At 71.8% G+C, this 13,229-nt stretch carries 10 protein-coding genes and 1 riboswitch; of the genes, 4 read left to right on the top strand and 6 right to left on the bottom strand.

The features are described from left to right. Positions 1-16 precede the first annotated feature (16 nt). The 4 genes from purH to EUA94_RS09355 all read right to left on the bottom strand — a co-directional run bounded on the left by purH (position 17) and on the right by EUA94_RS09355 (position 4,760). Positions 17-1,576 (bottom strand): bifunctional phosphoribosylaminoimidazolecarboxamide formyltransferase/IMP cyclohydrolase, encoded by a 1,560-nt coding sequence (gene purH, locus EUA94_RS09370; RefSeq protein WP_207210492.1) that lies wholly within the window; start codon positions 1,574-1,576, stop codon positions 17-19. Positions 1,577-1,621: 45 nt separating this feature from the next. Further along, positions 1,622-1,699, bottom strand: a riboswitch (ZMP/ZTP riboswitch). A gap of 1 nt (position 1,700) precedes the next feature. Then, positions 1,701-2,318 carry a phosphoribosylglycinamide formyltransferase gene (gene purN / locus EUA94_RS09365; RefSeq protein WP_129426620.1) on the bottom strand — a complete coding sequence of 206 codons (618 nt, stop codon included), beginning with the start codon at positions 2,316-2,318 and terminating at the stop codon, positions 1,701-1,703. Between the two features lie 10 nt (positions 2,319-2,328). Beyond that, the gene (locus tag EUA94_RS09360; protein ID WP_129426619.1) at positions 2,329-3,495 is read right to left on the bottom strand and encodes a YibE/F family protein; all 1,167 of its coding nucleotides are present in this window, start codon (positions 3,493-3,495) and stop codon (positions 2,329-2,331) included. Between the two features lie 2 nt (positions 3,496-3,497). Then, positions 3,498-4,760: a cell division protein PerM gene (locus EUA94_RS09355; protein ID WP_129426618.1), complete on the bottom strand. Its 1,263-nt coding sequence runs from the start codon at positions 4,758-4,760 to the stop codon at positions 3,498-3,500. A 100-nt stretch (positions 4,761-4,860) separates the two neighbouring features. On the opposite strand from EUA94_RS09355, the gene EUA94_RS09350 reads away from it, so the two are divergent. Both EUA94_RS09350 and EUA94_RS09345 read left to right on the top strand, forming a co-directional pair. Continuing rightward, positions 4,861-6,762 (top strand): SigE family RNA polymerase sigma factor, encoded by a 1,902-nt coding sequence (locus EUA94_RS09350; protein ID WP_129426617.1) that lies wholly within the window; start codon positions 4,861-4,863, stop codon positions 6,760-6,762. Positions 6,763-6,798: 36 nt separating this feature from the next. Next, complete coding sequence (locus EUA94_RS09345) at positions 6,799-8,085, top strand: hypothetical protein (protein WP_129426616.1); 1,287 nt, start codon at positions 6,799-6,801, stop codon at positions 8,083-8,085. Between the two features lie 246 nt (positions 8,086-8,331). Here the strand turns inward: EUA94_RS09345 and sucD are convergent, their stop codons facing one another. Together sucD and sucC are read right to left on the bottom strand one after the other, a co-directional pair. Beyond that, positions 8,332-9,213 carry a succinate--CoA ligase subunit alpha gene (gene sucD, locus EUA94_RS09340; RefSeq protein ID WP_129426615.1) on the bottom strand — a complete coding sequence of 294 codons (882 nt, stop codon included), beginning with the start codon at positions 9,211-9,213 and terminating at the stop codon, positions 8,332-8,334. Positions 9,214-9,234: 21 nt separating this feature from the next. Next, positions 9,235-10,404: an ADP-forming succinate--CoA ligase subunit beta gene (sucC, locus tag EUA94_RS09335; RefSeq protein ID WP_129426614.1), complete on the bottom strand. Its 1,170-nt coding sequence runs from the start codon at positions 10,402-10,404 to the stop codon at positions 9,235-9,237. 129 nt (positions 10,405-10,533) lie between these two features. Here sucC and EUA94_RS09330 point away from each other — a divergent pair, with 129 nt between their 5' ends. Then, positions 10,534-11,844, top strand: coding sequence for a cryptochrome/photolyase family protein (locus EUA94_RS09330; protein WP_129426613.1), 1,311 nt, complete (start codon positions 10,534-10,536; stop codon positions 11,842-11,844). Positions 11,845-12,070: 226 nt separating this feature from the next. After that, positions 12,071-12,784: a M23 family metallopeptidase gene (locus tag EUA94_RS09325; RefSeq protein ID WP_207210482.1), complete on the top strand. Its 714-nt coding sequence runs from the start codon at positions 12,071-12,073 to the stop codon at positions 12,782-12,784. Positions 12,785-13,229: the final 445 nt, after the last annotated feature.

The raw sequence follows: 13,229 nt of genomic DNA, 5'->3' as shown, positions 1-13,229 counted from the left end.
TCGGTCATCCTAGGGATCAGTGGAAGAAGTGGCGGGTGCCGGTCAGGTACATCGTCACGCCCGCGGCCTCGCACGCGGCGACGACCTCCGGGTCGCGCACCGACCCGCCGGGCTGGACGATCGCACGCACGCCGGCGTCGATGAGGATCTGCGGACCGTCGGCGAACGGGAAGAACGCGTCGGACGCGGCGACGGCGGAGGTGACCCGCTCCCCCGCGCGCTCGACCGCGAGCCGGCAGGAGTCGACGCGGTTGACCTGACCCATGCCGACGCCCACGGAGGCACCGTCGGCGGCGAGCAGGATCGCGTTGGACTTGACCGCCCGGCACGCGCGCCACGCGAAGGCGAGGTCGGCGAGCACCTCGGGCGAGGCGGCCTCGCCCGTCGCGAGCGTCCAGGCCGAGGGGTCGTCGCCCTCGGCGGAGATCACGTCGCGCGCCTGCAGCAGCAGGCCGCCGGAGATGGCGCGCATCTCGCCACCGCCGCGGTGGAGCGGCGGGCACTCGAGGATACGGATGTTCTTCTTCGCCTGCAGCGCCTCGATCGCGCCGTCCTCGTAGCCCGGCGCCACGATCACCTCGGTGAAGATCTCCGCGACCTGCCGCGCCATCTCGACGGACACCGGCACGTTGGTGGCGATGACGCCTCCGAAGGCGCTGACCGGGTCGCACTCGTGGGCCTTGCGGTGCGCGGCAGCCACGTCGTCGCCGACCGCGATGCCGCACGGGTTCGCATGCTTGATGATCGCCACGGCGGGCCCGTCGAAGTCGTACGCCGCCCGGCGGGCCGCGTCGGCGTCGACGTAGTTGTTGTGGGACATCTCCTTGCCGTGGTGCTGCGTCGCCTGGGCGAGGCCGGGGCCCTCGGGGAGGAAGCCGTTGGAGTAGAGCGCCGCGCCCTGGTGGGGGTTCTCGCCGTAGCGCAGCACCGCCTCCTTGTTCCACGTCGCGCCCATCCAGGCCGGGAAGCCCGAGCCCTCGCTGGTGTCGGTGAGCACGTTGCCCATCCACGACGCCACGTGCACGTCGTACGTCGCGGTGTGCACGAACGCCTCGGCGGCGAGGCGCTGGCGCTCGGCCAGCGTGAAGCCGCCGGCGGCCACCGCGGCGAGCACGGCATCGTACGTCGCGGGCGAGGTGACGATCGCGACGCTGGGGTGGTTCTTGGCGGCGGCGCGCACCATCGACGGACCGCCGATGTCGATCTGCTCCACGCACTCGTCGGGGCTGGCGCCCGAGGTGACGGTCTGGGTGAAGGGGTAGAGGTTGCTGACGACGAGGTCGAACGGCTCGACGCCGAGCTCCTCGAGCTGAGCCACGTGGGACTCGAGGCGGCGGTCGGCGAGGATCCCGGCGTGCACGCGCGGGTGCAGCGTCTTGACCCGACCGTCGAGGCACTCGGGGAAGCCGGTGAGGTCCTCGACCTTGGTCACCGGCAGGCCGAGCGACTCGATGAGCGCGGCCGAGCCGCCGGTGGAGACCAGCGCGACGCCGGCCTCGTGCAGGCCGCGGACCAGGTCGTCGAGACCGGCCTTGTCGTAGACGGAGACAAGGGCTCGGCGGATCGGGATGCGCATCGGGGTGGGCAGGTCGGACACGGGACTCCTCGGATGGTGATTGAGTCGGGGCACCCAGGCGTTCGATGCTCCCGCGCGTCACTCCCTGGTGGTTGCCCACCTGCGCCAGTCGTGTGGCAGCAGACTAGCGATCCCGACCGCCGATGCGAACCCGGCGACCCTCGACGGTGATGCCCTCGCGCGCGATCCGCCCGACCGCGTCGACGAGCATCGCGCGCTCGGCCGTCTTGATCCGCTCGTGGAGCGAGGCGACGTCGTCGTCCTCGGCGACCTCCACCGGCACCTGGGCGACGATCGGGCCGGTGTCGACTCCGGCGTCGACCACGAAGAGGGTCGCCCCGGTGACCTTGACGCCGTGCTCGAGCGCGTCGCGCGGGCCGTGCATCCCGGGGAAGGCCGGGCACAGCGCCGGGTGGGTGTTGAGGGTGAGGAAGCGGCCGAGGAAGTCGGTCGACAGCAGCTTCATGAAGCCGGCCGACACGACGAGGTCGGGCTCGAACCGCTCGACCAACGTCGCCATTGCGGAGTCCCAGCCCTCACGGGTCTCGAAGTCCGACACCGACCGCGAGAAGGTGGGGACGCACGCCCGTTCGGCGCGCGCCAGGCCCTCGATCCCCTCGCGGTCGGCGCCGACAGCGACCACGCGGGCGCCGTACGTCGGGTCGGCGCAGGCGTCGAGCAGGGCCTGGAGGTTGGTGCCGGAGCCCGACACCAGGACGACGAGGCGAGCGGTGCGGTCCACGCCCCGGAGTCTAGGGGCGGCGAGCGAGCCGGCTCGCGACGAGCGCCGCGATGGCCGTCGTGACCGGCACCGCGGCCAGGATGCCCAGGCCGCCGACCAGCCCGCGCACGACCTCCTGGGCGACGATCTCCTGGCTGACCGCGATGCCGAAGGGCAGCTCGAGGGCCGAGAAGACGAGCATCAGCGGCAGCGTCGCCCCGACGTACGCCAGGACGAGCGTGTTGACGGTCGAGGCAGCGTGCGAGCGGCCGATGCGCATCGCCCGGACGAAGAGCGAGCGCGTGGTCGCCCCCGGGTCCAGGTCGGCGAGCTCCCAGACCGCCCACGTCTGGGTGACGGTGACGTCGTCGAGCACGCCGAGCGCGCCGATGACGAGCCCGGCGAGCAGCAGCCCGCGGAGGTCGACCTGGCCAGCGATCCCGGAGATGTACTGGCTGCCCTCGTCGACGAGGCCGGTGAAGTGCCCGACCCGCGTGAAGACCAGGCCGAGGACCCCGATGAGCACGAGCGAGACGAGCGTGCCCAGCATCGCCACGGTCGTACGCACGTCAAAGCCGTGCGAGAGGTAGAGCGTGACCAGCATGATCGCGGCGGCGGTCACCACCGCCACGGCGAGGGGCGACGACCCCTCGATGATCGCGGGGAGCGTGAACACCGCGATCAGCACCAGCGAGTACGCCAGGCTGGCGAGCGCCCCGATCCCCCGCCAGCGCGACAGCGCCAGGACGCCGACGGCGAAGAAGAGGGTCAGGACGAGGAGCGGCGGTCCGCGGTCGAAGTCTTGGAAGGCGTACTGCTCACCCGGCGGCGCCTGCGCGGCGAAGGACACGATGATCCGGTCGCCGACCTCCACCTCCGGGGCGCCCGGACCGAAGGGCAGCAGCGCGACGGCCTGGCCCGGCGCCCCGGCGCCGGAGAGCAGGTCGACCTCCGCCACCTGGCAGCCGTCGATGGCCCGCGCCTGCTGGCAGGGACCGATGTCCCGCACCTTCGCCGTCCCGCGTTCGACGTCGGTCCCCAGCCCGGAGACCTGCAGGTCCCCGTCGGGCCAGAGCACCGCGAGGCCCACGACGGTCGCGAGCACCAGGGGTCCGACGAGCAGCGCGATGAGCACCCGCATCCCGCGCGGGGCAGGACCGAGCGACGGCCGCTCGGCGTGGCTGTGACCACCGCCCACGGTCAGACCTCGGTGGACTCGGCGGGCTCGTCGTCCGCCCAGGCGCGGGTCGCGCGCCACACGAGCAGGGCGACCACCGCGGCACCGAGGAGGGCGCCGATGCCGCACGCGGTGACCGCGTGGACGAGCACGTCGCGGCTGAAGGGACCGACGAAGCGCATCCGGCCCGGTCCGGCGGCGCCGCCGGACAGCGAGGCGAGGACGGCGAAGCCGAAGCCGGCCACGAGCCCACCGCCGCACCCGGCGAGGGCGACCTGGTCCCAGGCGAGCGTCCGGGTCCGGAGCGTCCGGTAGGCCGCGATCGCGGCGACGAGCGGCGGCAGCAGCATCAGGCCGCCCACCCAGGCGGCAGGCGTGCCGACCGCGGGCAGCGCGGCGATGATCGGGACGACGGGGAGCGGACCGAGCACGACCGCGCCGGGCGTGACGAGCGTGGCGCCGCCGACGGCGAACCCGGGGCCGAGGAGGAAGGAACCGGTGAAGAGCGCCGCGTTGGGGACGAAGGCGGCGTTGACGAGGGCGTAGAGGCCGGCCTCGGACGGGCTCGGGTGGAGGCTCGAGGTCATCGTCGCCGCGTCGTCCAGCGACAGCGCCAGCGTCAGCAGGAACGCAACGGTCGACACGACCAGCAGGGCGCCGAGCACCGCTCCCGCGACGGCAGCACCGGCACGGACGGTCACCGGCACGAACGTCGCCCAGATGGCGGCCCGACCCGACCCGACCGCGATCGCGGGTGCCGCCACGAGGGCCGTCATCACGACGGTCCAGGCCAGGACGCGCGGCACCGACGGGTCCACCGAGGTGCCGGCGGCGAGTGTGGCGACCACGACGGCCACCACCGCGTACCCGGCGAAGAACGTCATGATCGCGATCGGCACCGTGAGGTCGCGCTCGCCGTCGGAGATCCGGTCGGCGTCGGGACCGTGCCCGGAGACGGCGTCGCCGACCCGGTGCCCGATCCGCCACATCGACCACACGGTCATCGCGGTCACGCCCAGCGGCACGATCGTGACGCGTGCGCCCATCACGGTGAAGCCGGACCCGTGGCCCGCCAGCCACGCGAGGGCGCCCATCCGCATGCCGTCGCGGGGCGCGCCGTGCACGCCGGCGTCGGTGACGAACCAGCCGATCACCCCCACGGCGAGCAGCACGACGAGCGGGGCGAGGGCGGCCGCGACACCCCCGAGGGTCGCGATCAGCACGAGCGGCCGCGAGCGGGCAGCGTCGGTCCGGGCAGTGTCGGGACGGGTGAGGAGCGACGTCATGGCCGATCCATCATCACCCGGTGCCCGCCGCCGACGGCGCTGCCACGCCGCCCACGGGCGATGTGCGCACCGTGTGCCGCTCCCGTACCGTGGACTGGTCATGAGGAGCCCCGAGACCTTCGACGCCTACTACGTCGAGACGCGCACGCGCCTGCTGCACGAGGCGTACGCCCTCACCGGCGACGCCCCGGCCGCCCGGGCCGCGGTGCGGGACGCCTTCGTGGTCACGTGGCACCACTGGCGCAAGGTCGGACACCTCGACGACCGCGACTCCTACATCCGCCCGATCGCCTTCCGTCGAGCCCGACGCCGGCACACCGCCCGGATCTGGCACCGCGACAAGTCCCTGGCCCCCGAGGCGCGCACCACGCTCGACGCGCTGTCCAAGCTCACCCCGCGCCAGCGCGAGCTCCTCGTGCTCAACGGCCTGTCCACCCTCTCGCTCACCGACATCGGGCGCATGGTCGGCCTGCCGCGCTCCGACGCCGAGCGCGAGCTGCAGACGGCCACGTCACAGTTCTCGCTCGCCCGCGACGTCCCCACGACGGAGGTACGCCGCCTCCTGCACGACCTCGCCGCGCCCCTGGAGGAGATCCGCTGGCCGCGCGCGACCGTGATCCGTCGCTCCGGGGCCGCGCGCCGTCGTACGCACACCGTCATCGGCGCGGGCGTGGCGGCCGCTGCACTCGTCGTCTCCGGCTCGCTCGTCGCCACCGGGGCCGACGCCGAGCCGACCAGCCTCAGCGAGGAGAAGGTGTCCACCGGCGTCACCGTGCACGACCCGGCGCCGGACGAGGCCACCGGCGAGCAGCTCATCGACGAGACGACGCTGCTGTCCTCGACCCAGATGGCCCGCTTCGGCTCGGGCCTGGACTGGGCGGAGACCGCCACCACCGACAACCTCGCCGGCAGCGGACTCCTCGCCCCCTGCCAGCGCGAGCGCTTCTCCGACCCCGCCGGCGTCACCGCCCTCGCCCGCACCTGGGAGGGGTCCGCGACCCGCACGGTCCGGGCCAAGGTCGGCAAGGGTGAGGGCCAGCGCACCGACAAGCGCACCGAGACGAGCGTGGAGTCGACCGTCGTCCAGCTCGTGGAGATGTCGAGCGACGCCGACCAGGCCGCACAGAGCTTCGAGACGGCCTCGGCCTGGTACGCCGGCTGCACCGACCCGCGCACCCAGCTGATGGACACCCGCACGGTCAAGCGCGTCGGCGAGGAGGCCCGGGCGTTCCGGCTGCGCACGTGGGGGAAGGTGCCGTCCACGATCACGGTGGCCCTGGCCCGCACCGGCAGCCTCGTGGTGACCACCGTGGTCCGCAGCACGGGCCGCCCGGCGAGCGACAAGGCCACCCTCACGGGGCTGGCCGCCTCCGTCAACGCGCTCTGCGGGACCGACGGGGCCGGCGCCTGCGCCGGCCGTGCGCGGGCCAACCGCACGGCACCGCTCGACATCGGTACGCCGGCGGGGCTGCTCGCGGTCGTCGACCTGCCGCCCGTCGCCGCCGTCCGCGGCCCGTGGGTCGGCATCCCCCCGGAGCGGGCGAAGACCAACTTCGCCTCCACGCGCTGCGACCGCACCACGTTCACGGGCAAGGGCATCTCGCGCGCGCTGACCCGGACCTTCGTCTTCCCCGAGACGACCAACGCCCTGCAGCTCGGCCTGACCCAGACCATCGGCACGATGAACCAGGCCAAGGCGTCGACGTTCGTCGACCAGGTCCGCACCCGGATCCGGCAGTGCGGGCAGGCCAACCTCGGCACCAGCGTCACCCAGCTGGCCACGTCGTCCTCGACGTCGGGCGACCTCAGCGTGTGGGCCCTGTCGACCGAGCTCAACGACAAGCAGTCGTTCCCGTTCCTGATGGCGATCGGGCGCGACGGCACCACCGTCTCGCAGCTCGGCTTCGCCCCTGACCGCTCGATGACGATGTCCCGCGACGACTTCGTCGCGCTCGCGCGCCGGATGCTCGAGCGCATGGCCGCAGCTCCCGCACGGGACTGACGCAACCTTTTCGGCCTCCGCGGTGTCTTAGGTGTCGTGAGGCATCGAGCACGGCTGTTCGCCGCGACCCTGACCTGCGCTGTCGCGCTCGTCGGGTGCGGCGGCCAGCCCTCGGACCTGGCGACGTCGGGAGACGGCGCGGCGGACGACACCGTGTCCGACGCGACGACCGAGCAGTCGGACGGTCCCGCCGAGGTCGAGCCCACCGGCGCGACCACGATCCCGGACGACTTCCCCCTGTCGAGCGGCATGGGCGGACCGGACGACGCCATCGCGACCTCACGCACCGGCACCGGCCTCCGCGACCTCACCCTGTGCGGCACCTCGCCCCTGCGAGGCCTCGGCACCCGCGACCGGATGGTCGCCGACAACAGCGGCGGCGAGGCGCTCGACAGCCGGGAGCTGCTGATCCTCGGCAGCCCGGACGAGGCGGCCAAGGTGGCGCAGTCGTTCGCCGACCTGACGTCTCGGTGCGACCTCACCATCGTCAAGGACGGCGTCCAGACGACCACCGAGGTGCGCGAGTCGCCGTTCGGGTCGCACCCGGCCACCCTGCTGGTGCAGACCTACGCCGTCGACGGCGAGTCCGTCCCGGGCGCGATCGTCATCCACGTCGTGCCGGTCGGCGCGGCGCTGCTGGCGACACGGACGTACGGCGAGTGGGAAGACGTCGAGCAGGGCATCGCCGACACCGTCGCTCTGACTCGCGACACCGTCTCGGCCATGGCGCTGTTCGATCGTGCGGCCAGCCCCGGAGCGACGCCCACCGCGGGTCCGGCCGGCGTGGTGACGCCCGTACCCGACGACTTCCCGCTGGCCGTCGGGCTGCCGGAGGACGACGGCGAGACGGAGGTGTCCCCGCCCTCGCCGGACGGCGACGGGATCGGTGTCGTCGAGATGTGCGGCCGGGAGGTGTGGCCGTTGGGCGGCACCGCCGGAGGCAGCCGACGCCTGGTCACGGGCGCGCTCGGCCCGGAGTACTTCGACGGCCGTGAGCTGATCGTGCACGCCGACGCCGAGGTGGCCTCGAACGTGATGGCCGTCCTCCGCGGGGCGGCCGGCGACTGCCGGTCGGTCGACCACCAGGTGTGGACGGTCCTCGACCGCGACACCGGCTACGACACGGTCACGGTCGGGCTGACGTACGACAACAGCCTGGGGAGCTCGGTCTTCCAGGTGACGAGGGTCGGTGCGGCACGACTGATGGTCCAGACATACGGTGAAGGCTCGCTCGCATCGCTGGACGAGCAGGCTGACGGGGTCACGGAGACCACGGGGAAGATCGTTCCGGCGATGTGTGTGTTCACGAAAACGGGGTGTTAACCAGTCATGTCCATTCCTTCGACGCTGGCCAGCTCGGCCTGCCCGACCCTGCCCTCGCCACGCCGCGTCTCCGCGGTGGCGCCCGTACGCCTGCTCGGCGCGCACGTAGTGTGGCGGATCCTCTGGGAGGCGCAGCGGCCCGCCCGTCACGAGCGCCCTCCGAAATCGACGACGGCCCCGCAGGTGGACCTGCGGAGCCGCCTCGAAGGCCGTCTGGACGACCCGGTCGATCAGAGGTTCTGAAGGCTAGAGCTCGTTCAGGATGGCCCGCATCAGGGCTGCGGTCTCGGACGGCGTCTTGCCGACCTTGACCCCGGCGGCCTCGAGGGCCTCCTTCTTGGCCTGCGCGGTGCCCGAGGAGCCGGACACGATGGCGCCGGCGTGGCCCATGGTCTTGCCCTCGGGAGCGGTGAAGCCCGCGACGTAGCCGACGACCGGCTTGGTCACGTGGTCCTTGATGTAGGCCGCTGCCCGCTCCTCGGCGTCGCCGCCGATCTCGCCGATCATCACGATCGCCTTGGTGTCGGGGTCGTTCTCGAACGCCTCGAGCGCGTCGATGTGCGTGGTGCCGACGATCGGGTCTCCACCGATGCCGATGGCGGTCGTGAAGCCGAAGTCCTTCAGCTCGAACATCATCTGGTAGGTCAGCGTGCCCGACTTCGACACCAGGCCGACCGGGCCAGTGCCCGCGATGGTGTGCGGCGTGATGCCGGCCAGCGACTCGCCCGGCGTGATGATGCCGGGGCAGTTGGGGCCGATCATCCGGGTGGACTTGCCGTCGAGGTACTGCACGACCTCGGCCGTGTCGAGGACCGGGACGCCCTCGGTGATCACCACGAGGAGCGGGATCTCGGCGTCGATGGCCTCGATGCAGGCGTCCTTGGTGAAGGCCGGCGGGACGAACGCGACCGACACGTTGGCGCCGGTCTCCTTCATCGCCTCCTCGACCGTGCCGAACACCGGCAGCTCCTTGCCGCCGAGCTCGACCGTCGTGCCGGCCTTGCGGGCGTTGACGCCGCCCACGATGTCCGCGCCCGACTCGACCATGAGGGTGGTGTGCTTCGCGCCCATCCCGCCCGTCATGCCCTGGACGATGATCTTGGAGTCCTTGTTGAGGTAGATGCTCATGTGATTGTGTCCAGTTCTCTCTCAGGCCTGGTGGGCGAGCTCGGCGGCCTTGTCGGCCGCGCCGTCCATCGTGTCGACCTGGGTGATCAGCGGGTGGTTGAGCTCGTCGAGGATCGCGCGACCCTTCTCGACGTTGTTGCCGTCGAGGCGTACGACGAGCGGCTTGGTGGCGCTGTCGCCGAGGATCTCCAGGGCACCCTTGATGCCGTTGGCGACCTCGTCGCAGGCCGTGATGCCGCCGAAGACGTTGACGAAGACGCTCTTGACCTGCTCGTCGTTGAGGATCACGTCGAGGCCGTCGGCCATCACCTGGGCGTTGGCGCCGCCGCCGATGTCGAGGAAGTTGGCGGGCTTCACGCCGCCGTGCGCCTCACCGGCGTACGCGACGACGTCGAGGGTGCTCATCACGAGACCCGCGCCGTTGCCGATGATGCCGACCTGGCCGTCGAGCTTGACGTAGTTGAGGCCCTTGTCCTTGGCCTTCGACTCGAGGGCGTCGGCCTCCTCGCGGATCTCGAACTGCGCGTGCTCGGGGTGGCGCACCTCGGAGGCGTTGTCGTCGAGCGAGATCTTGCCGTCGAGCGCCTCGAGCTTGTCGCCCTCGAGGCGGGCCAGCGGGTTGACCTCGACGAGGGTGGCGTCCTCCTGGACGTAGACCTGCCACAGCTTCTGGACCATCTCGATGGCCTGGTCACGCAGCTCGGCCGGGAACTTCGCCTCGTCGACGATCGCGGCGGCCTTCTCCGGCGTCACGCCCTCGATCGCGTCGATGCGGATCTGACGGACGGCCTCGGGGTTGGTCTTGGCGACCTCCTCGATCTCCACGCCGCCCTCGACCGATGCGATGCACAGGTGCGAGCGGTTGGACCGGTCGAGCAGGAAGGAGAAGTAGTACTCCTCGACCGGCGGCGTCGCCGGCGTGACCAGGACGCGGTTGACGCGCAGGCCCTTGATCTCCATGCCGATGATGTCGCGGGCGTAGGACTCGGCCTCGTCGGCCGTCTTGGCGATCTTCACGCCGCCGGCCTTGCCGCGGCCACCGGCCTTGACCTGCGCCTTGATGACGGTGACTCCGCCCATCTCCTCGGCGGCTGCGCGCGCGGCCTCGGGGGTCTCGGCGACCACACCCAACGTCGTTGCGACTCCGTGCTTCGCGAAGAGCTCCTTCGCCTGGAATTCCATCAGGTCCACGAGGTGACCGATCCTTTTCGTCTGCGAACAGTGGCGGGTTTTCCCTCTCGGCACCCTAGACCTCCGCGGGGCGGTCGCACGAGGTCGGGTGCACGTGGTGGTGGTCACCTCCCGGCTACGTTGAGGGGCATGTCCTCGGTGATGTGGTTCAGGCGCGATCTCCGCGTGCGGGACAACCCGGCGCTGCTCGCAGCGCTCGAGGACGGCACCGCGACGGCCCTGTTCGTGGTCGATCCGGCCATCTGGTCCGGCGCCGGCGCGGCGCGGCAGGCCTGGCTCGCGGCCAACGTGCTGGCGCTGGCCGAGCGCATCCCGCTGACGATCCGCCACGGCGACCCCCGCGACGTCGTGCCGCGCGTGGCCGACGGTCGCCGGGTGCACGTGTCGGCCGAGACCACGCCGTACGGCCGCCGTCGTGACGAGGCCGTGGGCGAGCGGGTCGAGCTGGTCGCCACCGGTTCGCCGTACGCCGTCGGGCCGGGGCGGGTGCGCAACGGCAGCGGCAACCCCTACCAGGTCTTCACGGCCTTCGCCCGCGGCTGGCGCGAGCACGGCTGGCCGGAGCCCGCCCACACGCCCCGCTCCCCCGACCTGGCGCCCGCCGACTCGCACGCGAAGGCCGTCGACCTCCTGGAGAAGTCGGTCGCGGACGCGCCGTTCGATCTGCCGGGTGCCGGCGAGGACGCCGCCTGGCGGCGCTGGCGCGAGTTCCGCGAGGACGGCGTGCGTGCCTACTCCAACGAGCGCAACCGCCCCGACCACGACGGCACCTCGCGGCTCTCGCCCTACCTCCACCTCGGGGTGCTCCACCCTCGCTCGCTGCTCGCCGACATCGACACCCGCTCGACGTACGCCAACGAGATCGCCTGGCGCGAGTTCTACGCCGACGTGCTGTGGCACGAGCCGGCGTCGGCGTGGGCCGACCTCAAGCCCGCGCTGCAGGGGATGGCGTACGACGAGCCGGAGGACGCCGTCGAGGCCTGGCGCACCGGCACCACCGGGTTCCCGATCGTCGACGCCGGGATGCGGCAGCTGCTGCACACCGGCTGGATGCACAACCGGGTGCGGATGATCACCGCGTCCTTCCTCACCAAGGACCTGCACGTGTGGTGGCCGGTCGGCGCGCGGCACTTCCTCGACCTGCTGATCGACGGCGACGTGGCCTCCAACAACCACGGCTGGCAGTGGGTCGCCGGGACCGGCACGGACGCCTCGCCCTACTTCCGCGTCTTCAACCCGATCACCCAGGGGCTGAAGTTCGATCCGCAGGGCGACTACGTACGTCGCTGGGTCCCGCAGCTCGACCACCTGCCCGGCAAGGCCGCCCACGAGCCGTGGAAGTCCGACGTGGGCTACGAGCAGGACTACCCGGTGCGGATCGTCGACCACGCGGATGAGAGGGTCGAGGCGCTGGACCGCTATCGAGCTGCACGCGGCTGACCTGCAGGTATGCGCCTTTTCTGGCCTTCAATGCAACTTTCCGTGATCTTTCCGTTACAGTCGTGCGCGGTCTTGCCGACCACCCCCCTGACCCGGCAGATTGGTAAATACCCCTATGGGCAACCACCGAGCGGAGCGCGCTCCCCAGCGTCGCACCTCGGCAGCGGCACCCCTGAATGGCAAGCGACGTGCGACCACGCCGCCCCGCCGTTCGGTGTGGCGCAGCGTGCCGTCCCTCCCGCTGGTGGCCGGTGTCGCCGTTCTGGCGATCTCCGCAGGTGGGGCAGTCACCGCGTCCGGCGCGGGCGTCACGGCACTGACCTCGTCGGGCTCCTCGCTCGACGCCGCCGGCTCGATCGGCACCGCTGCAGGCCAGGCGCTCTCGCGCCGCGGTGTCGTTGTCAGCCGCGACGGCACCCGCAGCTCCGGTGAGGAGACCGACCCCGAGCTGGTCGCCCTCGCCGAGAAGCAGATGGCCGAGCGTGAGGCCAAGCTCGCCGAGATCCGCAAGTCCGCGGAGAAGCAGGCGGCGAAGATCAAGGAGAACAAGTGGCTTCTCCCCCTCGACGTCTACCAGATCACCGCGACCTTCGGTCAGTACGGCCTCTGGGCCAGCTACCACACCGGCCTCGACTTCAACGGCAACACCGGTGATCCGATCCACGCCATCGCCAACGGCACGGTCACCTCGACCGGCTACGACGGCGCCTACGGCAACAAGACGGTCGTCACCCTCGATGACGGCACCGAGATCTGGTACTGCCACCAGACGTCGATCTACGTCTCCGTCGGCGAGCGCGTCTACGGCAGCGACGTCATCGGCACCGTCGGCGCGACCGGCAACGTGACCGGCTCGCACCTCCACCTCGAGGTCCGCCCCGGTGGCGGCGGCCCGGTCGACCCGTTCAACGCCTTCGTCGAGCACGGCATCGTCCCCTGACCGACACTGCGCCAGCAGTGTCGTAGTCACGGAAGATCGAGTAGCACGCGGCGACCGAGGAACGAGGTCGCAAGCGCGTATCGAGATCTCTCGGCCGGCGTGCCTACGCGCCTGAGCCACGCGACCCGCAGCAGCGCGCGCCCGAGCGGTGGCCTAGCCACATTCGCGAGCCACCACGTGTGGGTGGACCACCGCTGACGGACGTGTCGGCGTACGACTCGCGCTCCAGCGGTGGCCGAGCCACATCCCCGAGCCAACGAGTGTGGGTGGACCACCGCTGACGGACGTGTCGGCGTACGACTCGCGCTCCAGCGGTGGCCTAGCCACGTTCCCGAGCCAACGAGTGTGGGTGGACCACCGCTGACGGACGTGTCGGCGTACGACTCGCGCTCCAGCGGTGGCCGAGCCACATTCCCGAGCCAACGAGTGTGGGTGGACCACCGCT

This window comes from Nocardioides zhouii, from assembly GCF_004137345.1.
GTDB classification, from domain to species: Bacteria; Actinomycetota; Actinomycetes; order Propionibacteriales; family Nocardioidaceae; genus Nocardioides; species Nocardioides zhouii.
Note: the sequence above shows the minus strand (reverse complement) of the source record. Positions and strands in the feature narration are given on the sequence as shown.

Excerpts from the sequence above, each read along its gene's own strand:
- purH (WP_207210492.1), bottom strand. The coding sequence starts at position 1,576 with ATGCGCATCCCGATCCGCCGAGCCCTTGTCTCCGTCTACGACAAGGCC.
- EUA94_RS09355 (WP_129426618.1), bottom strand. The coding sequence starts at position 4,760 with ATGACGTCGCTCCTCACCCGTCCCGACACTGCCCGGACCGACGCTGCC.
- EUA94_RS09350 (WP_129426617.1), top strand. The coding sequence starts at position 4,861 with ATGAGGAGCCCCGAGACCTTCGACGCCTACTACGTCGAGACGCGCACG.
- sucD (WP_129426615.1), bottom strand. The coding sequence starts at position 9,213 with ATGAGCATCTACCTCAACAAGGACTCCAAGATCATCGTCCAGGGCATG.
- EUA94_RS09330 (WP_129426613.1), top strand. The coding sequence starts at position 10,534 with ATGTCCTCGGTGATGTGGTTCAGGCGCGATCTCCGCGTGCGGGACAAC.